At 69.3% G+C, this 26,651-nt stretch carries 21 protein-coding genes; 11 read left to right on the forward strand and 10 right to left on the reverse strand.

Translation table 11 applies throughout. The features are described from left to right. The first annotated feature begins 98 nt into the window (after nt 1-98). On the forward strand, nt 99-1,160 hold the full coding sequence (locus tag K7C98_RS40045) for a rhomboid family intramembrane serine protease (RefSeq protein ID WP_224197210.1): 1,062 nt from the start codon (nt 99-101) through the stop codon (nt 1,158-1,160). A gap of 1,693 nt (nt 1,161-2,853) precedes the next feature. Here K7C98_RS40045 and K7C98_RS40050 read toward each other — a convergent pair. Then, the gene (locus K7C98_RS40050) at nt 2,854-3,546 is read right to left on the reverse strand and encodes a 16S rRNA (guanine(527)-N(7))-methyltransferase RsmG (protein WP_224197211.1); all 693 of its coding nucleotides are present in this window, start codon (nt 3,544-3,546) and stop codon (nt 2,854-2,856) included. Here K7C98_RS40050 and K7C98_RS40055 point away from each other — a divergent pair. Next, on the forward strand, nt 3,530-4,705 hold the full coding sequence (locus K7C98_RS40055; protein ID WP_224197212.1) for an aminotransferase class I/II-fold pyridoxal phosphate-dependent enzyme: 1,176 nt from the start codon (nt 3,530-3,532) through the stop codon (nt 4,703-4,705). The genes K7C98_RS40050 and K7C98_RS40055 overlap by 17 nt on opposite strands. Before the next feature lie 121 nt (nt 4,706-4,826). Here the strand turns inward: K7C98_RS40055 and K7C98_RS40060 are convergent, their stop codons facing one another. The 6 genes from K7C98_RS40060 to rpmH are packed head-to-tail and all read right to left on the reverse strand — an operon-like array spanning nt 4,827 to nt 9,172. Next, the gene (locus K7C98_RS40060) at nt 4,827-6,152 is read right to left on the reverse strand and encodes a tRNA modification GTPase (RefSeq protein WP_224197213.1); all 1,326 of its coding nucleotides are present in this window, start codon (nt 6,150-6,152) and stop codon (nt 4,827-4,829) included. Next, nucleotides 6,149-6,706, reverse strand: coding sequence for a protein jag (locus tag K7C98_RS40065; protein ID WP_224197214.1), 558 nt, complete (start codon nt 6,704-6,706; stop codon nt 6,149-6,151). Before K7C98_RS40065 ends, K7C98_RS40060 begins: the two co-directional genes overlap by 4 nt. Nucleotides 6,707-6,720: 14 nt before the next feature. Beyond that, nucleotides 6,721-8,334, reverse strand: a complete 1,614-nt coding sequence (gene yidC / locus K7C98_RS40070; RefSeq protein ID WP_224197215.1) for a membrane protein insertase YidC — start codon at nt 8,332-8,334, stop codon at nt 6,721-6,723. Between the two features lie 3 nt (nt 8,335-8,337). Beyond that, nucleotides 8,338-8,574: a membrane protein insertion efficiency factor YidD gene (yidD, locus tag K7C98_RS40075; RefSeq protein ID WP_224197216.1), complete on the reverse strand. Its 237-nt coding sequence runs from the start codon at nt 8,572-8,574 to the stop codon at nt 8,338-8,340. Next, entirely contained in the window at nt 8,568-8,996 is a 429-nt protein-coding gene (rnpA, locus tag K7C98_RS40080) for a ribonuclease P protein component (RefSeq protein ID WP_224197217.1), read from the reverse strand. The genes yidD and rnpA overlap by 7 nt, the downstream gene beginning before the upstream one ends. A gap of 26 nt (nt 8,997-9,022) precedes the next feature. Continuing rightward, entirely contained in the window at nt 9,023-9,172 is a 150-nt protein-coding gene (gene rpmH / locus K7C98_RS40085; RefSeq protein ID WP_224197218.1) for a 50S ribosomal protein L34, read from the reverse strand. A 922-nt stretch (nt 9,173-10,094) separates the two neighbouring features. Between rpmH and dnaA the strand changes: the two genes are divergently transcribed. The 4 genes from dnaA to gyrB all read left to right on the forward strand — a co-directional run bounded on the left by dnaA (nt 10,095) and on the right by gyrB (nt 16,887). Then, nucleotides 10,095-11,483, forward strand: coding sequence for a chromosomal replication initiator protein DnaA (gene dnaA / locus K7C98_RS40090; protein WP_224197219.1), 1,389 nt, complete (start codon nt 10,095-10,097; stop codon nt 11,481-11,483). A gap of 520 nt (nt 11,484-12,003) precedes the next feature. Beyond that, entirely contained in the window at nt 12,004-13,107 is a 1,104-nt protein-coding gene (gene dnaN / locus K7C98_RS40095; protein WP_224197220.1) for a DNA polymerase III subunit beta, read from the forward strand. 35 nt (nt 13,108-13,142) lie between these two features. Beyond that, nucleotides 13,143-14,300 (forward strand): DNA replication/repair protein RecF, encoded by a 1,158-nt coding sequence (gene recF / locus K7C98_RS40100; RefSeq protein ID WP_224197221.1) that lies wholly within the window; start codon nt 13,143-13,145, stop codon nt 14,298-14,300. A gap of 115 nt (nt 14,301-14,415) precedes the next feature. Then, nucleotides 14,416-16,887, forward strand: coding sequence for a DNA topoisomerase (ATP-hydrolyzing) subunit B (gene gyrB, locus K7C98_RS40105; protein WP_224197222.1), 2,472 nt, complete (start codon nt 14,416-14,418; stop codon nt 16,885-16,887). Nucleotides 16,888-16,983: 96 nt separating this feature from the next. On the opposite strand, the gene K7C98_RS40110 is transcribed toward gyrB, so the two are convergent. Continuing rightward, on the reverse strand, nt 16,984-17,463 hold the full coding sequence (locus K7C98_RS40110) for a hypothetical protein (RefSeq protein ID WP_224197223.1): 480 nt from the start codon (nt 17,461-17,463) through the stop codon (nt 16,984-16,986). 51 nt (nt 17,464-17,514) lie between these two features. On the opposite strand from K7C98_RS40110, the gene K7C98_RS40115 reads away from it, so the two are divergent. The 4 genes from K7C98_RS40115 (at nt 17,515) to K7C98_RS40130 (ending at nt 23,647) form a co-directional block, all read left to right on the forward strand. Beyond that, complete coding sequence (locus K7C98_RS40115; protein WP_224197224.1) at nt 17,515-19,317, forward strand: hypothetical protein; 1,803 nt, start codon at nt 17,515-17,517, stop codon at nt 19,315-19,317. Between the two features lie 132 nt (nt 19,318-19,449). Beyond that, nucleotides 19,450-20,064 (forward strand): hypothetical protein, encoded by a 615-nt coding sequence (locus K7C98_RS40120; protein ID WP_224197225.1) that lies wholly within the window; start codon nt 19,450-19,452, stop codon nt 20,062-20,064. A 35-nt stretch (nt 20,065-20,099) separates the two neighbouring features. After that, nucleotides 20,100-21,563, forward strand: a complete 1,464-nt coding sequence (locus K7C98_RS40125; RefSeq protein WP_224197226.1) for a hypothetical protein — start codon at nt 20,100-20,102, stop codon at nt 21,561-21,563. Nucleotides 21,564-21,586: 23 nt separating this feature from the next. Beyond that, on the forward strand, nt 21,587-23,647 hold the full coding sequence (locus tag K7C98_RS40130) for a 4Fe-4S binding protein (RefSeq protein ID WP_263430250.1): 2,061 nt from the start codon (nt 21,587-21,589) through the stop codon (nt 23,645-23,647). Here K7C98_RS40130 and K7C98_RS40135 read toward each other — a convergent pair whose 3' ends face one another. Beyond that, nucleotides 23,648-24,142, reverse strand: coding sequence for a CarD family transcriptional regulator (locus K7C98_RS40135; protein WP_224197227.1), 495 nt, complete (start codon nt 24,140-24,142; stop codon nt 23,648-23,650). Between the two features lie 246 nt (nt 24,143-24,388). Between K7C98_RS40135 and K7C98_RS40140 the strand changes: the two genes are divergently transcribed. After that, entirely contained in the window at nt 24,389-24,913 is a 525-nt protein-coding gene (locus K7C98_RS40140; protein WP_224197228.1) for a hypothetical protein, read from the forward strand. Nucleotides 24,914-25,011: 98 nt separating this feature from the next. Here the strand turns inward: K7C98_RS40140 and K7C98_RS40145 are convergent, their stop codons facing one another. Continuing rightward, nucleotides 25,012-26,484, reverse strand: coding sequence for a leucyl aminopeptidase (locus K7C98_RS40145; protein ID WP_224197229.1), 1,473 nt, complete (start codon nt 26,482-26,484; stop codon nt 25,012-25,014). Between the last annotated feature and the right edge of the window lie 167 nt (nt 26,485-26,651).

Here is a 26,651-nt window from a genome sequence, read left to right on the forward strand (position 1 = left end):
CCACGCGCGCGAAGCCCCCGCCCGCCGCTCTCCCGCCGCCGCCGGAGCCGCTGAGCGTTCGCCTGCGTCGCGTCCCCGTCACCGCCGGCTTGCTCGGCGTGTGCATCGTTCTCTACGCGATCACCTTCGTCGTCACCCTCGCCCACGCCCCCGACCCGCTGGACACCGCTCTCCGCAGCGTTTGGAGCCTCAGCCTCGAGGAGAGCACCGATGTCTTCCGCCGGCTCGGCGCCCTCGAGCTCTCGCGGATCTGGCTCGACGGCGAGTGGTGGCGCGTCGTGACCACCGGCCTGCTGCACGGCAGCTTGCTCCATTTGGTGCTCAACAGCATCGCCCTGCTCTCGGTCGGCGAGTGGGTCGAGCAGGCGTGGGGTCATCTTCGGGCGCTCGCGCTGTTCACGCTGGCCAGCATCGGAGGCGCGCTCGCCTCGCTGGCCTGGTGCGAGTCGCCGATCGTGCTCGGCGCGTCCGGCGGGATCCTCGGCCAGGCCGGCGCGCTCTGGCTCGCGCGGCGCTGGGGTACCGCAAAAATTCAGGAGATCCTCGAGCCGATCTCCCCGACCAGCCTCGGGATCCTCATCGTCATCTGCCTCGCCCTCGGCCTGGCGATTCCTGGCATCGCGCAGGCCGGTCATCTCGGCGGCCTCGCGGCCGGCCTGCTGCTCGGTGCCGCGTGGGTCGCTCGCACGCGTCCGCTGAGGCTCGCCCTCTCGCTCGCCCTCGCCCTCTTCCTCGGCGGCCTCGCATGGCTCGGCGCGCAACCGACCCATCGCACCAACTACTACGCCATCCTCGGCTTCCGCATGCTCGCGGACGACCACCCCGCCGACGCCCTCATCCTCTTTAATAGGGGACTCGAGCGCGATCCCGAGAACACCAGCTTCCGCAACGCCGTCGCTTATCAGCTCGCCCTCGACGGGGTGGAGCTGGAGCGGGCCGAGGCCCTCTCGCTCGGCGCACTCCAGTCCGACAGCCTCAACGCCAGCTACCTCGACACGCTCGGATGGATCTGGTGCCGCCGCGGCCTCGTCGACTCCGGAACCCGGGTGCTCCACGCCGCCGGATGGCTGGCCCGGGAGGCGTTCCCTGAGCTGGTCGAGCACCTGGAGGGTTGCGCCACAGCCGCGGCCGATGTTCCACGTGGAACACTCGACCCCTGAGCCTGGCAACCGGGACTCCGGCGCGGCCCAGACCATCGAGGCACCCTCCGGGGGGGTACCTCAACCTCGGCCAGCTAGCTGGTCTGGGCAGACCGGTGATCGTTGGACGAGCGCGCCGTGTACATCGCGGCACCGCTGCCATCCGGGCCCCCGCTCCCCTCCGGTGCCGCGCCTCTCCTGAGAGTGCCACCATAGCTCAGGCCGCGGCCTGCCGGGTCCGCCGCGCGGGTCACGGAGGGTCAACGTTCCACGTGGAACACTTGGCTGGCCCTCCGCCTGGCTCCTCCGCTCGCGCGGCTGCCCTCGGGGCCCCGCTGCCGCTCCTGGGACACGCATCCTCCAGGCCCCCGGTCCGTCGCCCGAGCCACCGAGAGCCGAGCGTTCCACGTGGAGCACTTGGCAGCTTCCTCCCGGTTGCGGCCGGTGGTGGCTGCCCTCCCGAATCCGCCGCGCGAGTTCAGGGAAGCCGAGCGTTCCACGTGGAACACTTGGCCGCGACCTCCGTCCCGCCGCGGCGGCCCCTCCCGAGACGCAATCGCTGCAGAGGGTGCTGCCCCGGGTCCGGCGCGCAAGTTCGCGGGAGGTTGAGAGTCCCACGTAGAACAGTTGGCAGCTATCTCCGGCCTCGCTATCTCGGCCCGCAGCGCCGGCCCCTCCAAGGGCCCTCGCTACCCCGCCCGGGCCCCACCTGCCCCTCCTCGACCCCGCTGCCCCTCCTGAGCCCGCCGCAATCCCTCCAAGGGCCCCCGCTGCCCGCCCGGGACCTACCTGCCCCTCCCGGGCCGCGCTGTCCTCCCGCCGCGCGAAGTTCACGGGAAAGCCGAGCGTTTCACGTGGAACGCTCCGCAGCTACTCCGACCGGGCGTTCGGGCCCAGTGGCGGCGGCTCCTCTCGTGCGTCGTCGCCACTCCTGGGCCTGCCGCTATCCCTCCAGCGTCCGGCTGCCCTCCCGGTCCGACGGGATCTCACGAAAATCTGAGCGTTCCACGTGGAACACTTGCCGGCTACCCCGGCCCGGCGGCGGCTGCCCCCTTCGGGCCCCGCCCATCCTGAGCCTGCCGCAATCTCTCAAGTCCCGCTGCTCCCTACTCCGCCCCACGAGTTCACGGGAAGCCGAGCGTTCCAGGTGGAACACTTGGCGGCTACCTCCGGCCTCGCCGTTCCGGCCCGCAGCTCCCCCGTCAGCCAAGGAGCTCGCCGCTTGGTGTTCCACGTGGCCCACCAAGCATCTCCCGAGATCGCCACCTCAGCAGCCGCATCCGCCCGCGCGTGCTGAGCCAAGCCAGCCGGACCGCCGCCTCTCGCCTCAAGCGGCGGCCCTCACCCCGCCTCACGGTCGCACCCAGACCAACCGAAGTCAGCCCTTCAAAATCTCAAGCAACAAGTCCCCTCTCGCCCGACCCTCCGGGGCCCAGCCGTGCGGTCTCTCCTCTATCAGCCTGGTCAACTGCTCCGACACGCAAGCCTCCGGCGGACGAGGCTAGGCGCTCGACTCACCGCGAGCTATCGGCGACGAGCTCATGGACATACGTGGAACTCCCCTGTTGCGCCGACAGTGGCGTTGGGGGCCTGCCCGCCTGGCTGCCGAGCTCGCAGTGGATAGAGAGCGAGGGGCCACCTGCGCCCCTGCCCCACGGGCGATCGAAGCCCTCGAGTCTCGCCGCCCCACGCCGGACCGTTCCACGTGGAACACTCAGCCTCGCACCCCGCGAATGGACCACCGCTCGCCATCCACTCGCGCCACTTCGCCCTCGAACTGCTCCGTCTCCGCCCGCACGTGCGCGACGACGATCCCGCCCTTCCGGACCCATTGCCTACCCACCTCGACCCAGGCGTCCGGCGCGAACACGGCCCGCGCGCTCGACCAGTCGAAGCCCCCCGCCACGAGCGTCTCGCCGGTGCGGATCGGCCGCCACGACTTCCCTTCGATGTGCCCGCGGATCACCCGACAGTCGCGACGCCCGACCTGATTCAGCGCCAGGTCGAGGAACGACGCCCGCCGCTCTCGCGGCTCCACCAGGGTCACCTGCACCTCGAGACAGGCCGCGACCACCAGCCCCGGGAAGCCCGCCCCCGAACCCACGTCGAGCCAGATCTGTCCCGCGCGCCAGCCGATACGATGCGCCAGGCCGACGACTTGCAAGCCCTCGAGGACATGTTCGAGGAGCCCTGTCTCATCGGTCGCCCCGCTCAGGTTGAACGCGCGACCGAACCGGCTCCACAGCTCGAGCAGCTGCCGCAACCGGTCCACGGACCGCGGCTCCAGCTCGAACCCGAAGCGCGTCGCGGCCGCCGCGAGGCGCTGTTCAACATCAGCGTTGCTCCCCTGCACGCTCGCGGAGTAAGAAGAGCCCTCGATTCTGTCAAGCATGTCCGAGCTGCTCAACCAGCGCCTCCGCCATCAGCTCGCCGCCCTGCGCGACGAGGGCCTCGCCCGCGAGCTGCCGCGGATCGGCCGACGCGACGGCGTTCGTTACGAGCTCGACGGCAAGTGGGTCACCGGCTTCTGCAGCAACGACTACCTCGGCTTCGCCAACCATCCGCACCTGCGTCCGACAGCCATCTCCGCCCGCGACCACGCCCCGGACGCAGCCGGCGCCACTGCTTCGCGCCTCGTCGCCGGCGATCTCCCGGCCCATCGCGCTGCCGAGCGAGCGCTCGCCGCTCTGGTCGGTAGCGACGACGCCGTACTGTTTCCCAGCGGCTTTCAGCTCAACCTCGGCGTCCTGCCCGCCTTGATCGAGCCGGGTGACGCCGTCTTCAGCGACGCACTCAACCACGCCAGCCTCATCGACGGCCTGCGTCTCGCCCGTTCGCGTCCGACGATCCTCCCGCATCGAAGCGCGCCGACTGGCGACGCCGGTCCGACCTGGTGGGTCACCGAGTCGATCTTCTCGATGGATGGCGACGCCGCCGATCCCGACTTGCTGCGCCAGTTCACCGCCCGCGGCGGCATGCTCTACCTCGACGAGGCCCACAGCCTCGGCCTCTTCCCTGGTGGTGCCGGCTTCGCTCGCGCTCACGGCATCACCCCCAGCCTGCTGATGGGCGGCCTCGGCAAGTCGTTCGGCCTCGCCGGCGCCTTTGCTGCGGGCAGCCGCGAGGTCTGCACGTGGATCCGCACCCGCGCGCGCAGCTTCGTCTTCAGCACCGGCAACGCGCCGATGCTCGCCGAGCAGGCGCGTCTCGCCGCGGAGCTCCTCGCCGGCCGCGACGGTGACGAGCGACGCGCGCGCATGTGGTCGAACGCGCGCTTGCTCGCCGCCGAGCTCGAGCGTCCGCCGCCCGTCTCGCCGATCTTCCCGATCCTCGTCGGCGCCAATCAGCTCGCGGTCGCCGTCAGCCGCGCCTTGCTCGATCGCGGCTGGCACGTCCAGGCGATCCGTCCCCCCACGGTCCCCGCCGGCTCCGCACGCCTGCGGGTCACCGTGACCTCCGATCACGACGAGACGCAGATCCACGGGCTCGTCGCCGACCTTCGCCAGCTGCTCCGGCAATTCGACCTCGAGCTCCGTGACACCGCACCGACCTCGAGCTCCCGTTGAGCCACAATTCCCTGCCCCTTACGACATGCCCTAAACGACATGTACCTTGTGACATCCTCGCGCGAGATCTGGACCGCCGAGTCTCACACCCACGCGACGTCAGTCGCGAAGGCCTCTCGCGTCACTTGCCGATACAAAACTGACTGAAGATTCGCGCGAGCACGTCCTCGCCGATCGGCCCCAGCGCATCGCGCCCGGTGATCTCGGCGAGCTGGCGCTCGGCCACGCCTAGCTCGAACGCCACCAGCTCGAGCGGTGCCGCGGTCGCGAGCAGCGAGCTCGCCGAGGCCATCGCGGCCGCCGCATCGGAAGCGCGATCGCGATGTCGAGCCAGGCCGATCCACGGCGCGGTCTCGTCGCCCCGCACCAGCCCCGCGATCTCCGACCGCAGCGCCGCCAGCCCCTCACCGGTCTGCGCGCTCACGCCGAGCCAGTCCGGACGACGACGGCCGAGATCGCGCTTGCTCTCCACGCGCAGCCCGGACGACGGCGGCGCATCCGCCGTCGCCGTGTCGGCCGGCTCGAGCCACACCACCAGCTCGGCGCCGGCGATCTGTTCGCGGCTGCGACCGATCCCCTCGTGCTCGATCGAGTCCGACGTCGCCTGTCGCAGGCCCGCCGTGTCGACCAGCACCACCTCGAGCCCATCGAGCTCCAGCTCCGCCTCGACGTAGTCGCGCGTCGTCCCCGGCGTCGGCGACACGATCGCGCGCGAGCGGCCGAGCAGCGCGTTGAACAGCGCGCTCTTGCCGGCGTTGGGGGGTCCTGCGATCACCACCCGGGCCCGCTCGCGTGCGCGCTGTCCTGCGGCGAAGCTGCCCAGCCAGGCGCGCGCGGTCGCCTCGTGCCGCAGCAGCTCCTCGCGCCAGCGACTCACGTCGCCATCCGTGACGTCCTCGGGAAAATCCAGGTTGGCCTCGATCTCCGCGCGCAGATCTCCCACCGCGCTCCGCAGCGCCTCGACCTCGCGACCGAGCTCGCCGGCGACGAGACGTCGTGCCTGATCGATCGCCGCCGACGTGCGCGCGGCGATCAACGCCGCGATCCCCTCCGCCTGCTCGAGGCTGAGTCGCCCGTGTTCGAACGCTCGCCGCGTGAACTCGCCGGGTCCTGCCGCTCGCGCGCCGCGCTCCTGCAGCGCCGCGACGATCCGTCCGACGTTGCGAGCGCCGGCGTGGACGTGGAGTTCGACCACGTCCTCGCCGGTGAACGAACGCGGGCCCGGCATCCACACCACGAGGGCGTCATCGGGCGAGCCGTCGCTCGAATCGAGCACGCGCCGGCGCGCGAGCAGTCGCGGCGCGGGCAGCGTGCCGATCAGCGGCTCGACGAGCGAGCGCGCCTCCGGTCCGCTGAGGCGAACGATCGCCACGCCGCCGTCGGGGGTTCCGGTGGCGACACCGACGATCGTCGAGTCAGGGTCGGCCGGGGGGCGCTTCGAGGTCACGCACGCGCGTCGTCGAAGTCGTTGCCGCCGCGGCGCGGCGGGTCGCCGTCGCGGGCGGGGAACACGACCACGTGGCGGAAGCGGCCCTCGCCCTCGGACTCGGTGCGGAGGCCGTTGACGTCGACGAGGGCGAGGTGGACGACGCGGCGTTCCATCGCGCTCATCGGGTCGAAGTGATACGGCTTGCCGGTGCTGAGCACCTTCTGACCGATGCCTTGAGCGAGCTCGCGGAGGCTCTTCTCGCGGCGCATGCGGTAGCCGCCGACGTCGAGGGTGATCCGCATGCGCTCGAAGCCTTCGGCTTGGAGCACGCGGAGGGTGAGGTATTGCAGCGCGTCGAGGGTCGCGCCGTGGCGGCCGATGAGCAGGCCGCCGTCCTCTTCCGACGTGTTGAGGTCGCAGTGGAGTCCGTCTTCTTCGACGTCGATGTCGACCTCGACCTCGACGCCGAGGAGCCCGAGCACCGACTCGAGGAAGGAGCGGACGACGGGGACGGCTTTGGCGTAGCGTTCGTCGGCGCTGAGTTGCGCGTCGTTGGCGTTGGCTTCGTGCATGCTGGGGGTCGCTCCTAGGACTTCTTCACGGCCGCGGTCTGCGTCGGTCGGACCTGGATGAGGGTCTGGATCAGCGACAGCAACACGTTGGCGAAGATATAAACCCCGAGGCCGGACGGGAGGAAGAGCATCATGACGGTGAAGATGATGGGCATCATCCACGCCATCATCCGCGCCTGCTCGTTGTCCACGCCCGACGGGGTGGCCTTCATCTGGATGTACATGAGGGCGCCCATCGCCAGCGGCAGGATGTAGTACGGGTCCTGCTGGGTCAGGTCGGGCAGCCACAGGAACGGCACGCGATACAGCTCGACGGCCGTGTTGAGGGTCGCGTAGAGCGCGATCCAGATCGGCAGCTGGATGAGCATCGGCAGGCAGCCCGCCAGCGGGCTCACGCCGGCGCGCTGGAACAGCGCCTGCATCTCCTGCGCCTGGCGGACGCGGTCGTCGCCGTACTTCTTCTTGATCTCCTCCAGCTCCGGCTGGATCTCGCGCATCTTCTTCATCGAGCGCATCTGCTTGAACGTCAGCGGCAAGGTCAGCACCTTGACCACGATCGTCAGCAGGATGATCGCCACGCCCCACACGCCGGTGAGGTTGTAGAAGGCGCGCAGCAGGTAGATCATCCACTCGCCGAGGAAGCGATTGAGGCCGCCGAACCAGCCCCAGTCGATCATGTCCTCGAGGTGGGCGCCGGGCACCGCCTGGAAGTTCTCGAGCCGCTCGAGCTCCTTCGTGCCGAAGTAGACGCCGAACACGTACTGATGCGACTCGCCGGCGGCGAGGGTCACCGGTTCGACCGTCAGGGTGGTCGTCAGCGCCTTGCCGTCGCTCGTCTGACCGACGCGGCACGACTGCACCGCGACCTCCGGGGTCGGCACGACCGCGGACGCGAAGTACTTGCTGTCGAGCCCGCTCCAGCGGATCCGGCCGCGGACCTCGCTCGAGCTGTCCTTCACGTCGCTGGGGGTGAAGGCCTCCCAGTCGTCCGTCGTCGCGCACACGCCGCGATGGACGTCGTAGCTGTTCTCGGCGCCGATGCCGAACGCGCTGAGCAGCGTCAGTCGGTGCTGCTGCGTCTCGCTCGAGACGTTGGCGACGCCGATCGTCAGCGTGCCTTCGTAGCCGGTCGTCACGGCGAGCGCGCCCTTGACCTCGACGTCGGCGTTCTTGAACGCGACGCTCCAGTCGGTGTCGCTCTTGCCGGTCGGCTCCCACGCCGGGTCGCGCGGGAACTTGAAGTCGGTCTCCGAGCCGTCGAACCCGATCACCAGGCTGCGGTTGCCGTCGAGCCGCAGGAAGTCTTCGCCCCGGCCGTCGGGGTTGATGAAGTGCTTGCTGAGCAGCTCCGTGCCGCGCACGAGCCCGCGGTGGTTGGTGACGTCGAGCGCCAGCAGGTCGGTCTTCAGCCGGTGTTCGGCGACGGGGACCTTGGGCACCGCGGCCGCGGCCTTGCGCTCCTCGGCCTTCTCCTCGGCCGCCTTCGCGTCGGCTTCTTTCTTGGCGCTGTCCGCCTGCAGCTCCTGGGTGTTCGGCTCAGGGAGCGGCGGCGCGAAGAAACGCTCGTAGACCAGCCAGATCAGGACACACGAGACGATCGCCAACAGGGTACGACGCTGTAAATCCACGGCTCAGCAGCTTTCGGGTGGTAGTGCCGGCGGCGGAAGATCGACCCCGCCGGGGTGCCATGGGTGACAGCGGAGCAGCCGCCGCGCGGTCAACCAACCGCCGCGCAGCACTCCGTGGTTGGCGATGCACGCGCAGGCGTAGCGCGAGCAACTCGGCGTGAATCGGCAGCATGGCCCGAGCAGCGGCGAAATCGCCACCTGGTACCCGCGAATCAACGCGATGATGATGCGCCCTAGCACGCAGACGACCCTGGCAGTGTTCCAGGCCCGGTGGGCCGTGGAGAGATTCGTCGAGACATGGCGTCCATCGCCGCCACGACTTCAGCATAGCGCACGGTCGACGCGCTCTGTTTGGCGACCCACACCATATCGCACGCGGATGCGAACAGGCTGCGTTTACGCCGGAAAGCCTCGCGTACGAGGCGCTTTATGCGATTTCGCACGACGGCCGGGCCGACCTTTCGCGTGACCGTGATGCCGAGGCGAACCATCGCAGCGAGCTCTTCATCACTCGTGTGGCTGGCCGGCTGCACCTGGCCGGCGGGCGGCGCCACGAACACGAGGAAGTGCCGCGTGTGGTGCTTCTGCCCGCCGTTCTGGACCCGCAAGAACTCCCTGCGCTTCCGCAACCGGAAGATCGCAGGGAACCCTTCTGGCTTCATCCGCCGACAGTCCGGAGCCAGCGCGACTACTTGCCGCCGAGCTGGACCGCGAGGCGCTTGCGGCCGCGACGGCGACGAGCTGCGATGACCTGACGACCGCCGCGGGTGGACATGCGGGCACGGAAGCCGTGCGTGCGGGCGCGGCTGACGTTGTGGGGCTGATAGGTGCGCTTCATCGGGATGTTCCCTGGGTGACTCGGCGGCTGCGTCGTCGCGGAGGCGGGAATTGCCCCGGACGAGCGCCTGTGAACAAGGGGCCGGATCGATACCAGCGGACCTCCCTCCTGTCAAACGCAAGCCCGCCCGGCGGCCCGTCCGCGGCCCTGCGATCCCTCTCATTCCCCTCTCTCGTCTCCCTCTCGACTCGCGCGGCCTCGCATTCGCGTCACGGCTCTCGGTCTCCACAGTAGTTCACATCACCAAAGTGGCGCAGAACATCGGCCCCCGCCTCATCTGTTCAGTCCCCACGAGCGCCCGCGCCGGCTCCGCGACCGGCCTCCACCGCGAGACCTGACTTTCAGTGCGACCCTCGCGTCGGCTCGCCAAGCCAACTTCCGCGCCCGGACCCACGCAAAGTCGCTTGCCTGGAGAGCCGCTTTACCACCCTCCCCCACAGCACGGGATTACGCTCGGCCCAGCGCAGGTGCCAGGGTCGACCTGGCTCCCGCGGCAGATCGATACCGCGCAGATCCCGCGCGCTGAGCGCCCCCTTTCCCAAACAATTATCGCCACTTACACTTTCCGGCCGTTCCTCCCTTGCCCCCCGTCCAGGCACCCGAGTAAAAGAGCCCTCCCGCGTCACGGCCCCCTTCGGCGCGCGACGCGACAGAACCTCAGCGACCGGAGCGACCGGACAGCAAGACCGGACAGTTGCTCCACGGTCACCCCCAGACCGGACAGTTAGCCCTAGTCGACTCCGGCCCGGCAGGCCGCATTTTGTCCTCACGGCCCTCCGGGCCCTGAATTTTAGCCCCGCCTCCCCGGCGGCCTCGAAATTCACAGATGTGGAGAGACGCCGAGCCGATTCGGCGATCTATCCGAGACTATTGGGCAATTCACGCAATCCACAGGGCTTCGGAACCTGTGGACGGAGGCTTCATGAGCAATATCTGGAGCGAGGCGATTCAAGGACTGCAGCCGAGACTCGGCGCACAGACCTACGACCTCTGGATCCGGCCGCTCGAATTGCGCCAGGTCCAAGGCCAGCGCCTTCTTCTCACGGCTCCCAACCGGTTCATGAAGGAGTGGTTCGAGAACCACTACCGCGATGTCGTCCTCGACGAGCTGCGCGCGCGCACGGCGCAGGATTTCCACATCGAGATTCAAATCTCTGCCGCTGCCGAGGCCTCTCCCAACGCTGCCCCCGCTCCCGCGGAGTCCCAGACCACCCCTGAGCCTGCGCCGCCGCTCCCCCCGCTGCCCGCCCTGCCACCGATCGGCCTGTCGAGCCGCTACCGCTTCTCCAACTTCATCAAGGGCAGCTCCAACGAGCTCGCCGCCTCGGCCGCCTGGTCGGTCGCGCAGGAACCCGGCGCCCGATTCAACCCCTTCTTCATCTACGGCGGGGTCGGCCTCGGCAAGACCCACCTGCTGCACGCGATCGGGCACCACATCCACGTCGCCCGCCCGCACCTGCGCATCGTCTACCAGAGCGCCGAGCGGTTCATGAACGAGTTCATCTCGGCCGTCCGCTTCAACCAGTTCGACCAGTTCCGGGCCCGCTACCGCCAGGACTGCGATGTCCTCCTCATCGACGACATCCAATTCATCGCCGGCCGCGACCGCACGATGGACGAGTTCTTCCACGTGTTCAACGCCCTCTACGAGGCCGAGAAGCAGATCGTCGTCACCGCCGACCGCATGCCCGGCGACATGCAGGGCATGGAAGACCGCCTGATCTCCCGCCTCAACTGGGGCCTCGTCGCCGACATCAAGGCCCCCGACCTCGAGACCCGCGTCGCCATCCTCAAGCAGAAGGCCGACATCGATCGCATCGACCTCCCCGACGACGTCGCCCTCCACCTCGCCACCCACGTCCGCTCCAACGTCCGTGAGCTCGAGGGCTCCCTCGTCCGCGTCTCCACCTTCGCCTCGCTCAAGAACCAGCCCCTGACCCGCGAGTTCGTGTCCGAGGCGCTCGGCGTCTCGAGCGCCCCCGCGCAGGCGGCGCCCATCAGCATCGAGAGCGTCCAGAAGGTCGTCGCCAGCCACTTCTCCGTGCGGATCGCCGACCTCAAGGGCCCGCGTCGGCACCAGGGCATCTCCCGCCCCCGCATGATCGCGATGTACCTCAGCCGTCAGCTCACCGGCGCCAGCTTCCCCGAGATCGGGCTGCGCTTCGGCGGCAAGGACCACTCGACCGTCATCAACGCCTGCAAGCGCATCGAGAGCATCCAGAGCGAGGACAGCGAGCTGCGCGAGACCGTCGCCGCCCTGCGTCAGCTCCTCGCCCACGAGCCCACGCACGCCGCCTCGCTCCCGTCCTGAGCCCGCGCCCCGCGACCGCCCGGCCCCTGCTCCGCCGAGGCCGCTCCGTCTCCCCAGCCCTCGCACGGCTCCGTTCACGCCGAGGTCGCCGCCTCCGACGCTCACCGTCGGCGCGGCGACGCCGGCGCTTCGCTCACCTGCCGTCGCACTCGATCGCCGACGGCCCGCCGCGTCGTCTCGATCGGCGCCCGCGCCCGCCCACTCACTCTCGTCTCCGCCTCAGCCGAGCCGCCCCCCGCGGCCCGGCTTTTCGTGCTTTCTCGGCTCCGGCCACGTCCTCCACAGCGACCTGTGGAACACGCTGCGAACAACCTGGGGACCCTTGCCTCACCGCTGCCCCGGGGGTAACTCTCGCTTTGTTCCCCGCTCTTTCACCCCCCTCGACTTCTCCGATCTGCCAATCTTTTCGGACCGATCGCCGCCGCTCCCCCCGACTCACAGCGACGATCACGAGGACGAGCTTTAAAAATTCTCTTTAAACCCTTAATAAATCTCCTGCACACATCCTCCCGAGGCCTCGATGGAATTCGAGATCGATCAAGCCAGGTTCCTCTCCGCTCTCGCGCTGGCGCAGACCGTCGCCGACAAGCGCAGCAACAACATGCCGATCTTGGCGAACGTCCTGCTGCGCACCACCAAGGACAACCGCCTCGTCTGCAGCGCGACCGACATGATGATCTCGATCACCGAGACCATCCCTGTCGAGGTGAAGAGCCCGGGCGCGCTCACTCTCGGCGTTCGTTCGCTCCACAACGTCGTGCGCACCTTGCCGAACAAGCCGATCCGGGTGAAGTCGGCCGAGAACCACTGGGCCGAGCTGTCGGTCGCGCGCAGCAGCTTCAAGCTCATGGGGCAGGTCCACACCGACTTCCCCGAGCTCCCCGACCCCAAGGGTCAGAAGTTCATCACCATCCCAGGTCACGCCTTCTCGGACCTGATCCAGCGGACGCAGTTCAGCGTCTCGACCGACGAGGCGCGGGTCAACCTCAACGGCGTCCTGTTCGAGTGCGACGGCGCCACCGGCACCATGGTGTCGACCGACGGCCACCGGCTCACCAAGTACAGCCTCCCGCTGGCGGGGCCCCGGCTCGAGCGCGGCATCATCATCCCGCGCAAGGGCATGCTGGAGATCAAGCGCGTGCTCGACCGCGTCCAGGGCGAGGTCGGGCTCGCCGTCGACAGCCAGCACATCTTCGTCCAGGCGGCGGAGCTCACCCTCTCGGTCAAGCTCAACAACGTCGTCTTCCCGCCCTACGAGAAGGTCATCCCGGCCGACCACAAGCGGCGCGTCACCGCGGCCCGTGACGAACTCGTCGACGCCCTCAAGCGCGCCGAGGTCATGGCCCCCGAGAAGACCGCCACCGTGCGCGTCCAGCTCGACAAGGGCACGCTCCACCTCACCGCGGACAACCCCGACCTCGGCGTCGCCCACCAGGAGCTCGAGATCGACTACGAGGGCGAGCCGCTGGTCGCCGGCTTCAACGCCCGCTACCTCATCGAGGTGCTCGAGGCCATCGACGCCAAGCAGGTCCACCTCGACTTCCAGGGCGAGCTCGACCCCTGCGTCGTCCGGCCGGTCGGCGACGTCGACCTCCTCGGCGTCGTCATGCCGATGCGGATCTGACCTCTCGGACAGGCTCCGCATCACCGCTCACTCGCGTGCTGCTGCAACACCTCAGTCTCCGCGAGTTCCGCAACTTCGAAGCCGGCGACCTCGACTTCGGCGCGCGCTTCACCGTGCTGTACGGCCCCAACGGCGTCGGCAAGACCAACGTCCTCGAGGCGCTGTACCTGATCGCCACCCTGCGGTCGTTCCGCTCGGCCGACCTCGGCCCTCTCGTGCGCCACGGCGCCTCCGAGGCGCGCGTCGAGGTCACCGGCCACGACCGTCAGCTCGGCCTCGGCACCCGCCTCGCCGTCCACCTGACGCGCAATGCTCGTCAGACCCGCCGCCTCGCCGTCGCCGACGGCAAGACCGTCCGCTCCGGCCCCGACTTCTACGGCCGCCTGCGCGCCATCCTCTTCACCCCTGAGGACCTCGGCGTGTTGCGCGGGTCACCGACCGGCAGGCGGCAGTTTCTGGACCGGGCGCTATTCGCGCGCGATCGCGCACACATCGCCGACATCGCCGACTACGACAAGCTCCTGCGCTCGCGCAACCGCGTCCTCCGCGGTGAGGACGCCGGCATCTCGCGCAGCCAGCAGGACGGCCTGCTCGACGCCTACGACGCCGGTCTGGCCGCCGCGGGGGCGCGGATCTGGGTCAGGCGCGAGCGTCTGCTGGCCGACCTCCGCGGCGCCTTCGCCGAGGCCTTCGCGCAGATCCACGGCCGGCACCTCGGCGTCGCTCTCGAGTACGTCAGCAAGCTCGCCGGCGAGCCCGGGGCTGCGCCCGCCGATCCGCAGACCTGCCTCGCCGACGCCTTGCGCGGCGCGCGGCGACACGACCTCGTGCGCGGCACCACCACCGTCGGCCCGCACCGCGACGACTTCGACGTGCGGCTCGACGGCCAGGACGCGGGCGCCTTCGCCTCGCAGGGTCAGGCGCGCGCGCTCATCCTCGCCTTCAAGATCGCCGAGCTGCAGGACGCCCGCGCGCGGGCCGGTGAGGCGCCCGTCCTGCTGCTCGACGACGTCTCGAGCGAACTCGACCCGCAGCGTTCTGCGCAGCTGTTCGAGGCCCTCCTGCGCGAGGCTGGCCAGTGTGTTCTCACGACCACTGCCCCGCACTTCATCGGCTTGCCGGCGGGCGGCGATTGCCGTTACATCGAAGTCGACAAGGGTCACATCAAACTCGGCGGCGACAGCGGCCCGTAACCGGCCTAAAACCGGGAAAAACGCCCGTTTGGGCGTGGCACGCGCGACCTTCGGGTGGTAGGATCCGGGCGCTGTTTTCAGCCGCAGGGCCGTCGCCCGCGCCCTCGGAATTCCCATGTCAGAAGTCGACAAGACGCAAGCTCCCGCCGATTACAACGCCGACTCGATCTCCGTGCTCGAGGGACTCGAGGCCGTGCGCAAGCGGCCCGGCATGTACATCGGCGACACCAGCGACGGCTCCGGCCTCCACAAGATGGTCTTCGAGGTCGTCGACAACTCGATCGACGAGGCGCTCGCCGGTTGGTGCCGCAACATCGAGGTCACCATCCACCCCGACAACTCCATCTCCGTCGACGACGACGGGCGTGGGATCCCCGTCGGCCCGATGGAGGTCGGCGGCAAGGTGATGGACGCCGCGATCGTGATCCTCACGGTGCTGCACGCTGGCGGCAAGTTCAACAACAACAACTACAAGGTCTCGGGCGGCCTCCACGGCGTCGGCGTCTCGGTCGTCAACGCCCTGTCCGACTGGCTGAAGCTCGAGATCTGGCGCGAGGGCACGGTCCACAACGTCCGCTTCGAGCGCGGCGACGCGGTCACCGACGTCGAGGCGGCGGGTCCCACCGAGCGTCGCGGCACGCGGGTCCACTTCCACCCCGACCCGCTGATCTTCAGCACCACCGAGATCGACTACGAGGTCCTGGCCAACCGCTTCCGCGAGCTCAGCTTCCTCAACCAGGGCGTGCGGATGCACCTGCGCGACCTCCGGAGCGGCCGCGAGAAGGTGTTCGACGGCGAGGGCGGCATCCCGAGCTTCGTCAAGCTGCTGGCGCAGCACAAGGACGGCGTCGGCGACCTCATCGCCTTCAGCCGCGACATCGAGTTCGAGTACGAGGGCGAGCAGAAGACCCTCGGCGTCCAGGTGGCGATGCAGTGGACCGACGCCTACCAGGAGACGATCCTCTGCTTCACCAACAACATCGCCAACCGCGACGGCGGCACGCACCTCACCGGCTTCCGCACCGCGCTGACGAAGGTCGTCAACAGCTACGCCGACAGCACCGGCGCGCTCAAGGCCCACAAGACCAACCTCGCCGGCGAGGAGGTGCGCGAGGGCCTCGTCGCCATCGTCTCGATCCGCCACCCTGACCCGAAGTTCAGCTCGCAGATCAAGGACAAGCTGGTCTCCGGCGAGGTCACCAGCCTGGTGTCGACCGTCGTCACCGAGGAGCTCGGCAAGTACCTCGAGGAGAACCCGCGCTCGGCCAAGCTCGTGGTCGAGCGGGCGATCCTCGCCGCTCGCGCCCGCGCGGCCGCCCGCAAGGCCCGCGAGACCATCACCCGCAAGGGCATCCTCGACGGCCTGTCGCTCCCCGGCAAGCTCGCCGACTGCCAGGAGAAGGCCCCCGAGCACGCCGAAATTTTCATCGTCGAGGGCGACAGCGCCGGCGGCTCGGCCAAGCAGGGCCGCGATCGCCGGACCCAGGCGATCCTGCCGCTGCGCGGCAAGATCCTCAACGTCGAGAAGGCCCGCGTCGACAAGATGCTCTCCAGTCAGGAGATCATCACGCTGATCACGGCGCTCGGCACCGGCATCGGCCCCGACAGCTACGACATCAACAAGCTGCGGTACCACACCATCGTCATCATGACCGACGCCGACGTCGACGGCTCGCACATCCGCACGCTGCTGCTGACGTTCTTCTACCGCCACTTCCCCGAGATCATCGAGCGCGAGCACCTCTACATCGCCCAGCCGCCGCTCTACAAGGTCAAGGCCGGCAAGGTCGAGACCTACCTGAAGAACGAGGCCGCGCTCGACGAGTTCATCATCAACAACGCCGTCGGCGACCTCGAGCTCGTCATCGGCGGCCACGCCGTCTCGCCCGAGGTGTTCGCCGCGATCGCCCGCCAGGGCGCGCGCTACAAGCAGCTCGTCGAGTCGCTCGCGCGCGAGCACCGGTCGCAGGTCGTCGAGTTCCTGGTCGAGAAGCTCGAGGCCGACCCCAACCTCGTCGCCGGCTTCACCGACGAGGCCGCGGTGAAGGCCCTCGGTACCGCGCTCGAGGCCGAGGTCAAGCCGCGGATCGCCAACAAGCCGACGATCGAGACCTTCGTCGAGGCCGACCCGAGCGACCCGGCGCGCAAGCACCTCCGCGTCCAGATCCTCGTCGACGGCGTGCGCCACGACGAGCTCGTCAACGTCGAGCTGCTCGGCAGCTACCAGCTCACCGAGATGCTCAAGATCCGCCGCCAGCTGGTCGACTACGGCACCGGCGAGCTGGCCCTCCGCCGCAAGGGCGAGGTCGTCGCCAGCCCCAAGCGTCTGCTCGACATCGTCCACCACATCGGCGAGCTCGGCCGCAGCGGCCTGCAGATCCAGCGCTACAAGGGCCTCGGCGAGATGAACCCCGAGCAGCTGTGGGAGACGACGATGGACAAGAGCCGCCGCGCCCTCCTCAAGGTCACCGTCGGCAACAACCTCGAGGCCGACAACGTGTTCGCCGTGCTCATGGGCGACAACGTCGAGCCGCGCCGCGAGTTCATCACTCAGAACGCTCTCAACGCGCGCAACCTCGACATCTGAGCGCGCCGAGACGCTGAACCCGAGGGACATGTCCGGGAGGGCATGTCCCTCGAAACATGTCGGCCTGCGCTCGCCCTGTTCGAGGAGCTCGGCGCCTCAGCCCGGCGCCTTGTCCCACGCGACCTTGTCGCCGCAGTGGAGCATCATCATCCCGTGGTACGGGTTGACGATCTCGCCCGTCTTCTGCACCCAGTACGCGCCCTTGTTGTTGAAGGCCATCGGGCAGAAGACCACCTCGTAGCCGGCGCGCAGGTCGCCGTGGGCCTTGAGGTACGAGATCAGGCCCATGCTCATCTTCTCGAACCCTGCGCGGGCGGTGTCGATGTCTTGCGCTGCCACGCGTCCGGCGCCGGCCACGACCTCGGCGATTCCGGACTCCTTCTGCAGCGGTTCGGCCGCCACCACCACCTGGGCGGACAGCTCGGACAGGCGGTCGAGGCGGTCGCCCGCCAGCGTCTCCTGGATCGTCACGTAGGGCTCGACGATCGAGGTCGGTCCCGCCGGTGCCGCCGCCTTGCCGGCCTCGCTGCTGCAAGCCACAGCCCCGACGAACAGGAGCAGAAGACGCCCGTGCATCGCGCCAACGTACCACAAGCGCGGACCTTGCGGTAGAGTCCGGCCCGCCTCATGCCCGTGCCCGCCTCGCTCCTCTGGCTCCTCTGGCTCGCGCCGGCGCCTCCGGAGACGGCCTCGAGCGCACGCCTCCCGCAGGACATCCCGCTCGCCAGCGACACCGCCGACAGCGGCGCCGCCGAGCAGTCGACGAGCAGCGGCAGCTTCTTCGGCAGCGACGTCGCCTCCGGCACCGCGCCGCCGCCCGCGAGTGAGAGCCCGAGCAAGCCCGCGGCGAGCAGCGGCAGCTTCTTCGGCAGCGACGTCGCCTCCGGCGGCACCACGCCACCGCCCGCGAGCGACGGTCCGAGCGAGGCCCCGCCGATGCCGCAGATCGAGGAGCTCCCCTCGCGCGCCCCGGCGGCCAAGCCATCTGGCCTTTCGGGCATCTTCGGTCCCAAGGACCGCAAGCCGGTCAGCGGCGGCGGCGTCGGCTTCTTCGACCCCGGCAAGCTCGACGACACCGGCCCGGGCGGCAGCGGCGGCATTCAGGTCCGGGGCTACCTCGGCCTCAACTTCACCGTAGCCCAGCGCACCGACCTCAGCGCGCGCGACCCCGAGACCGGCACCTTCCCCCAGCTCAAGACCTTGCCGTACTTCGGCGGTGGCGCGGCCAACCTCTACGTCGGCGCCCCGATCTACAGCGACGTCGTCTACGCCCGGATCGCCTTCGAGTTCATCTCGATCCCCCGCGCCAGCCCCGTCGCGCCCGACGTCACGCCGAACTACATGCCCATCGTCTTGATGGAGGCCGCCGCGCTCGAGGTCAACCCCTTCGCGTGGGCCAAGAAGGGCCCGCGGTGGTTCGCCGAGGGTTTTAAAATCTCCGGCGGCGTCTTCATCGTCCCGTTCGGCCTCGAGGACGAGGAGCACGACGCGCCCGTGCGCTGGTGGGTCACGCGCCCGCTGGCGATGAGCATCGGTCGCGTCTATCCCGGCTCGTGGATCGACATGGGCCTCACGATCAAGTGGAAGCCGACCTTCGGCGGCGCCCGCCCGATCCGCCCGCTCGAGATCGACCTCGGCGTCGTCAACGGCGACGCGTGCACGCAGACCCGCACCATGGACGCGCTCTATCGCTATCAACCGGTCGGCCAGACGGTCCCGCCGTGCGAGCGACAGCTGCGCGAGGTCGAGGTCCCGCGCGGCGACGGCTTCGTCCTCGGCATCACGCCCGACAACAACGGCAACAAGTCGCTGCTCGCTCGCCTGCAGATCCGTCCGGTGCCCGCGCTCAACTTCGGCGGCTCGTACATCTGGGGCACGCACCCGCAGAGTCAGTTCCCGTCGCCGCAGTACATGGGCAAGGGCTATCCCGACACCGTGCAGGCGCCGACCTGGCGCGTCGGTGCGCACTTCGACCTCAACCTCGACGAGGTCGTCGCCAGCCGCTTCCCCTTGCCGCACCTGCGCGCCGAGTTCGTGTACGGCGTCGACAAGGTCGGCAAGACCCAGATGATGTTCGGCGACCAGGCCCTCGCCGATCGCCACATGCTCGGCGGCTACGCCCAGGTCGCCCAGCCGCTGTGGCGGCGCAAGAAGACGAGGCTCCCCGGCCTCATCGTCCAGTACCGCTTCGACTTCGCCGACCCCGATCGCAACGTCCCGCGGCGCACCCAGAACGGCAACGTCCTGTCCGATTTCGCTGATCGCTACCTCTACGACGAGGCGTTGCAGGCGCACGTCGTCGGCCTGCGTTTCCCGGTGCTGCCGCGCTTCAACCTCAAGGGCGAATACATGTTCGTGCTCGAGGAGGGCGGGCGCAGCAACCGCGTGTTCAACGACGCCTTCAGCCTCCAGGCCGTCGCCGACTTCTAGCGCCGGGTGCGCCCGTGCGAGCCCGCACAGGGCCGGTGGCGCGGCGGTTCGGCTCGCTGAAGCTTTTCAGGTGCCTTGACGTCCCGGCCCTGGCGCGGGGATGCTTCGCCTTGAAGGCCCGCAGGACCGCTCATGACCCGCCTTACTCGCCTCGCCGCCAAGGTCTGTCTGGGACTGCTCTTTTGCCTCGCGCTCGCGCCTCAGGAGTCCCGGGCCCACCTGGCGAAGTGGGGCAGCTGGGAGATCACGCACCGGAACCTGATGAAGTTGTTTCCGGACGCCGACCCGAACGGCTGGCGGATCAAGCGCTACCAGTACTCCGACGCCGAGGTGAAGATGCTCGAGGCCGAGCTCGGGTTCGAGCTCTACCCCGAGGACAAGCTGCCCGAGTTCTTCATCGCCTCGGACGCGCAGGGCAACTTCCTCGGTGTCGCCATCTTCATCGACCCGCGGACCAAGCCGAAGATCCTCGACGGCGGCATCTTGACCCTTGAAGTCGGGATCGGTGTCAACGCAGAGGGCAAGATCAATCGGATCAGGGTCTACGACTACCGCGGCAACATCGGCCTGACCCAGGACGCCTTCCTCAACCAGCTCCGCGGCCGCGTCCTCGACTCCAACTTCACGATGGGTCGCGGCGGCCTCGTCGCCGTCACCGGCGAGCCCGAAGAGAGCCAGCTGGTCGGCAACGCCGCCCGCGAGGCGCTGCTGCTGATGAAGGTCGCGCTGGGTCGCCGCGACGGCTGAACCCTCGCGCTCGCCCTGTGCTAGCGTGTCGGGCAATGGCATCGTCCCGCGCGCTCCGTGTTCGAGGTCTCGGCCTCGCGCTCTGCTCGATGAGCCTCGTGTCGTCGAACGGTTGTCTCGAGGACAACCCGACGGAGCCGACGTCCGGCAGCGACACCGACGACACGACCGGCGGCGACACGACGGCCGGCCCCGAGGACGGCCTCCTCGCCTGCGCCACTCCGCCCTGCACCGTCCTGGTCGTCAGCCAGACCCTCGACGATCGCATCGACATCTACGACGTCACCGCCGCCCCGTACCTGCGCGGGCGGATCGGCACCGACCTCAAGCCCGATCCCTCGGGCGAGCAGACCGAGGGCAACCGGCTCGACGAGCCCTACGGCCTCTTGCTCGATGACGGCCACCTCTGGGCGGCGATCGGTCACTACCCCGACACCGACCGCGGCTCGCTCGTCGGCTTCCCGCGCAGCGCCTTCGCCGGCCTCGGCCAGGGCGAGCTCTTCAGCGAGGACCGGTACTTCGACACCGACAAGTTCATCGGCGGCGTGCAGGCGCTGCCGTTCGGCCGCCAGGAGGCCATCTTCCTCCTGCAGCACCCCGGCGGAAAGATCCTCGTCGGCGTGTTCGCCAACGACCTCCGCGCCGCCAGCTGGCCCGACCCGAGCGAGGTCCTCGTCGTCGACCCGAACGACCTGCGTCCCGAGGCCATCGGCGCCTTCAGCCTCGACCTCGACACCAACCCGTGCAACGGCGGCTGGAAGTTCGTCGGCCTCGACGACGACCTCTCGCGCGTCGGCGTCGCCTGTGACGGCAGCGAGTCGGTCGCCGTCGTCACCCTGCCCGACGGCTTCGCCGACCTCGCCCCGGTCGACGCCGCCGCCGGCATGAGCGCCTGCAGCACGCCGCTCTCGAGCGGCAACCTCAGCACCCAGTTCGTCGCCCCCGACGGCGCCGGCAACTTGCTCGCCGTGCAGTCGCAGATCCTCGAGCCGCCCAAGCTGTGGAGCATCAACGGCAACTGCGGCGTCAACGGAGCCCCGGGCAGCGAACTCCCGGCCGAGCTGGCGACGGTCCGCGTCGTCCGTGAGCCCGTGCTGCTGCGTCCGGCCGGCGGCGGGAAGCCGGCGATGTGGCTCCTCGCCAGCGAGACGCCGGTGCCGGGCATCCTCATCGTGCGCGGCGGCGCCACGCCGGCGGTGTGCGGTCAGGTCGACGGCCTCGACGCGATCGAGACGGCAGAGAACGCCCCGTTCGCGCTCGCCCTCGACGCCACGCGCACGCACCTGGCGATCGGCGCCGGCCCGGTCAGCAACCCGCCGTTCGCCGCCGGTCGCGGGCAGGTCCTGTGGGCCGGCCTCGACCTCGCCGATCTCGACAGCTGCGCCGTCGCGGCCACCGACGTCGTCGACCTGACCGAAGGGGCATATCAGGCCGCCGACCCGCGGACCTGGGTGCGCGCGCCCAACATGCTCCTCGTCGCCGAGCTCGGGGGCTCGTGATGACGCGTCGGCGCCTCCCGATCTTGCAATCGCGACCCGAGGGCGGCGACGAGGATCCGCTCGCGCTGCTCCGCGGCGGACGCTTCGCCCGCTGGTTCGCCTCCTCGCTCGCGGTCGTCGGCCTGTTCTGGATCGTCAGCGCTCGCGTCGAGGCCCGCGACACCGCGAAGGCCGTCGTCCTCGTCCACACCGCCCTGCAGACCCCGCCGCAGCCGCCGGTCGAGGACATCACGCCGACGCGTGCGCCGCCGCCTCCGCCGGTCGAGGACATCACGCCGACGCGTGCGCCGCCGCCTCCGCCGGTCGAGGACATCACGCCGCCGCGCGAGCCCGGCGAGACCACCGACGAGTTCGGCCGCAAGCGCACCGGCACCGGCGCGCTCGTGCTCGAGGAGGGCGAGCCGGACGAGTCGCTCGGCCTGCCGACCCAGCAGCGCAAGGAGATCGCCAGCGGCGGCTTCTTCGACCCGGGCGCCTTCGACGACGTCAAGACCGTCAAGAAGAAGGCCTACGTGCACCTGATGCCGGGGATCCCCAACGAGGCGTTCTTCGCCGGCGTCGTGCTCATCCTCCTGCTCTCGTTCAGCCTGTTCGAGCGCCACGGCAAGCGCGACAAGCGGGCGCGCAACTACTGGCACCTCGAGCTGACGAAGTTTGCCTGGCTGAAGCGCGCGATCAAGAGCCGGTGGTTTCAGCCGGCCGTGCAGCTCCCGGTGGTCCTCGGGTTCCTCGGCGTGATCGTCGTCGGCCTCATCGGCTCGCAGGAGCCGGGTCGCAACCTCGCGCCGGTGCTCACGTGGAACATCTGGTGGATCGGCCTCATCTTCATGGTGCTGCTGTTCGGCAACCTGTGGTGCTTCATGTGCCCGTGGACGGCGATCCCCGACTGGGTCATGCGCCGCAGCTTCACCAAGGTGCGCCCGATCGCCTCGCTGGCGAAGAAGTACCCGCGCTTCAAGCTGTGGATGTGGCCGGCGATCGTGCTGTTCGCGTTCGTCACCTGGCTCGAGATCGTGTTCGACGCGGCCAACCGCCCGTGGCTGACGTCGGTGCTGGGGATCTTCATGATCCTGCTCAGCTGGGCGCTGCTGGTGGTGTACGAGCGCAAGGCGATGTGCCGCTACGTCTGCTACGTCGGCCGCGTGTCCGGCCAGTACGCGATGATGGGGATGATCGAGCTGCGCCGGCGCGACAACGACGTGTGCCGCCAGTGCGCCACCAAGGACTGCTACCGCGGCAGCCCGCGCGGCTACGCCTGCCCCACGCACGAGTTCATGGGGGCGATGAACGAGAACCAGTACTGCACGCTGTGCACCGAGTGCGTGAAGAGCTGCCCCCACGACAACATCGCCCTCAACCTGCGGCCGAGCGGCGAGGACGTGCTGCACGCCCACCGCTCGCGCGCCGACGAGGCCTACATGGCGCTGCTGATCTTCATCGTCAGCGCCTTCCATGGCGCGGCCATGATCCCGCTGTGGATGGAGTGGGAGAACGCGCTGCGGGCCGCGATCATCGACGGGCAGACGGCCCTGTTCGGCGCCGACCTGCTCGGCTTCGCCGGCAGCCACGGCGGCACCATGACGTTCACCGTCATGATGCTCGCCTGCATCCTCGGCCCGGCCGCCATCTACGTGGCGCTGTGCTGGCTGATGCGCCTCGCCAGCGGCCGTAGCGACATCACCACGCGCAAGCTGTTCGTCAAGTTCAGCTACACCCTGCTGCCGATCGCCCTCTTCTATCACCTCGCGCACAACGCCGTGCACGTGTTCTGGGAGTGGTCCAAGGTCCGGCGCCTGATCAGCGACCCGCTCGGCTGGGGTCACGACTTCTTCGGCACCGCCCGCGCGCCGCTGACCGCGTTGTGGTCTCCCGAGACGATCTGGTACGTCCAGGTCGCGCTCATCGTCATCGGCCACATCTACGGCATCTACGTCGCCCAGCGCGAGTCGAACCGCCTCTACGCCGACGACCGCAAGGCCGCGCTGCGCGTCCACCTGGTCATGATGGTCGGCATGATCCTCATGAGCCTGCTCAGCCTGTGGCTGCTCGCGCAGCCGATGTTCATGCGCACCGCCGACCTGTGATCAGGCGTGCGACGGGAACATCTCGTCGAGCTCGCGGACCACGTCGGCGCCCTGGACGCCCTTGGCGAGGGCGAGCTCTTGCACGAGCAAGGTCCGCGCCGTGTCGAGCATCTTCTTCTCGCCGAACGACAGGTCCTTGTCGCCGCGGAGGATGCAGAGGTCGCGCAGCACGCTGGCGATCTCGAGCAGCGAGCCGGTCTTGATCTTCTCCATGTACTCGCGGTAGCGCCGGTTCCAGGTCGCCGTCGAGATCTTCTCGCCGCGCCGGGTCAGGACCTCGTAGACCTCCTGGACCTGCACGTCGTCGACGATCCGCCGCAGGCCGACCGAGCCCGCGTTCTTCTTCGGGACCATGACCTTCATGTCGTTCTCCAGCACCCGGAGGACGTAGAATTCCATGGCGGAGCCTGCGATCTCACGTCGCTCGACGCCAGTGACCTCCGCGACGCCGTGGGCGGGGTAGACGACCTTGTCTCCGATGTTGAACTCGCTCATGGAGCGCCTTCAAAGACGGCCCTTCCCAGCCCAAAAGCGGCGAAACGATGACAAAAAAGCGCAGTTTTGTCAACCTTTGCGCGCAGCGACCTCCGCAGGCGGCCGACGTGCGACGGCGAGTTCATCCACGCGGCGCCGTGTTCGCCTCGATGACGAGGCGTGAGGAATTCCACAGGCATGACCCAATCGCGGCATGCCGAGAGCCGCATTCTTGAACCCGAACGCCGCTCTCCTATGATGCGCCACATGTCACCGCGCACCTCGTCGCGCCACTCTCTCCGCCTGCGTCTCGAGCGGGCCGCCGCCAAGCTCATCCTCGGCCTCGCGTTCCTCGGCCCGGTGGCGTGCGCGATGACTCCGGATCGATTGCCCCCGCCAGACCGCCAATTTTATCACACGCTGCCGTCTGCGGAGGACAAGGCGAAGTTCCTCAAGCTCAAGGAGACCGAGCGCCAGCCGTTCCTCGAGCAGAAGGGCCTGTGGGCCAGGTGGATGGAGCTGCCGCCCGAGGAGCGCGAGGCGGCCAAGCGCGGCGAGGTCAAGGCCGGCTACAGGGAGTTCACCGCGCTGATGGCCTGGGGCGCCCCCGCCGACACGCAGGAGAGCAAGACGCCGGAGCGCACCGTCAAGTTCTACACCTTCATCCGCTGCACCAGCGGGCCCCGCGTCGGCCGCTGGGTCGCCAGCAACCTCGAGTGCGACGGCACCTCGAGCGAGGTCGAGGTCGCCGTCGAGAACGGCATCATCACCGAGGTCAAGTACCTCAACTGAGCGCCTGTCCGTCGGGACATGCCGAGCGGCGCGCAGTCGGCTGTCCCGACGGACAGCCGTTCGCCGCTCGTCACCAGGCTGTCCCGCGGGACAGCCGTTCAGGCGCGCCCGAGGAACTCGAGGATCGTCGCCACCGGGAAGCCGGAGCCGCCCTCGTCGCACACGCCGAACGGCTTTCTGACCATGGCGGGGCCGGCGATGTCGACGTGGACCCACCGCTGGCCGGCGGTGAACTCCGACAGGAACAGGCCGGCCGTGATCGCGCCGCCGTAGCGCTCGCCGGTGTTGCGCATGTCGGCGATCGAGCTCTTGAGCTGCTCCTTGAGCGGCTCGGGCAGCGGCAGGCGCCACATCTCCTCGCCGACCCGCTCACTCGCGGCGGTGAACTGGTTCGCCAGCTCGTCGTCGCGAGACATCACGCCGGCGCAGCGCGGCCCGAGCGCGACGATGCAGGCGCCGGTCAGGGTCGCGAAGTCGAACAGGTACGTCGGCGCCAGCTTGCCGGCGTAGACCAGCGCGTCGGCCAGCGTCAGCCGACCCTCCGCGTCGGTATTGTCGATCTCGACGGTCTTGCCGTTGCTCGCCGTGAGCACGTCGCCGAGGCGGTAGGCGTCGCCGCCGATCATGTTCTCGGTCGCCGCGACGATCGCGTGGACCTCCCACGGCACGCCGAGGCGCGCCGCGCCCTCGAGCGCCGACAGCACCGCCGCGGCGCCGCCCATGTCCATCTTCATGTCCATCATCGCGTCGCTCGGCTTGAGCGACAGGCCGCCCGAGTCGAACGTGACGCCCTTGCCGACCAGGCACACGCGCCCGCGCGAGGCGCCCTTGGGCGTGTACTGCAGGTGGATGAACTTGGGCCGCTGCGCGCTGCCGCGGGCGACCGCGAGGTAGCAGCCCATGCCGAGCTTCTCGCACTCCTCGCGCTCGAGCACGCTGAGCTTGACGCCGCGGTCGGCGAGGGCGTCGGCGATCTCCTGCGCGACGTCGGCGAGGTAGCTCGGGGTCACGAGGTTGGCTGGCCCATTGACCAGGTCACGCGCCCGCGCCACGCTGGCCGCCACGATCTGCCCGCGCGCGGTGCCCTCGCCGGCCGCGACATCGCCGAGCACGCGCACGCGCTTGACGGTCGCGGGCTTGCGCTTGGCCTCGCTGAGGTAGCGGTCGTAGCGATAGGTGCCGAGCTGGAGGCCCTGCGCGACGAGGTCGCCGAAGTGCACCGGCTCGCTGCTCGCGCCGAGGCCGCGCAGGTCGAGGACGACGTCGGTCACGCCGGCCGTCGCGCCCGCACGCACGGCGTCGAAGGCGAGGGCGCGCACGCCCGCAGCGTTGGGCGCGCTCGCGCCGGTGCCCAGGAGCAGCACCTGCTGTGGTTCGCCCTGGTGCTCGCGCAGGAACGTGAACTTCTCGCCAGGTTCGCCGCGGAACCGCGCCGCCTGGGCCGCCCGCGCCAGACCGCCGCCGAAACGGCGTTCGATGGCCGGGCCCACGTCGCCGCTGGCGACCGCGACCGCGAGCAAGTGGTGGCCCGCGCCAACCACCTCCTGAGAAGTCCACTCGATGCTGAGCATGTCGGCTGTTGTCCCCCACAGCCGCGCCCGCCGCAAGCCAATCCGGGGGCCCTCCGGGAAACTCCGGGGACTCACGGAGCAAGTCGCAAAAACCACGCCATACGCGCGATTGCACGCAGAATTTCTAGTGAAACGAACACCTGGCCCGATAAGGTGTTACAAAGATC

The sequence above is a fragment of the Nannocystis pusilla genome (genome assembly GCF_020073745.1).
Taxonomy (GTDB): Bacteria; Myxococcota_A; Polyangia; order Nannocystales; family Nannocystaceae; genus Nannocystis; species Nannocystis radixulma.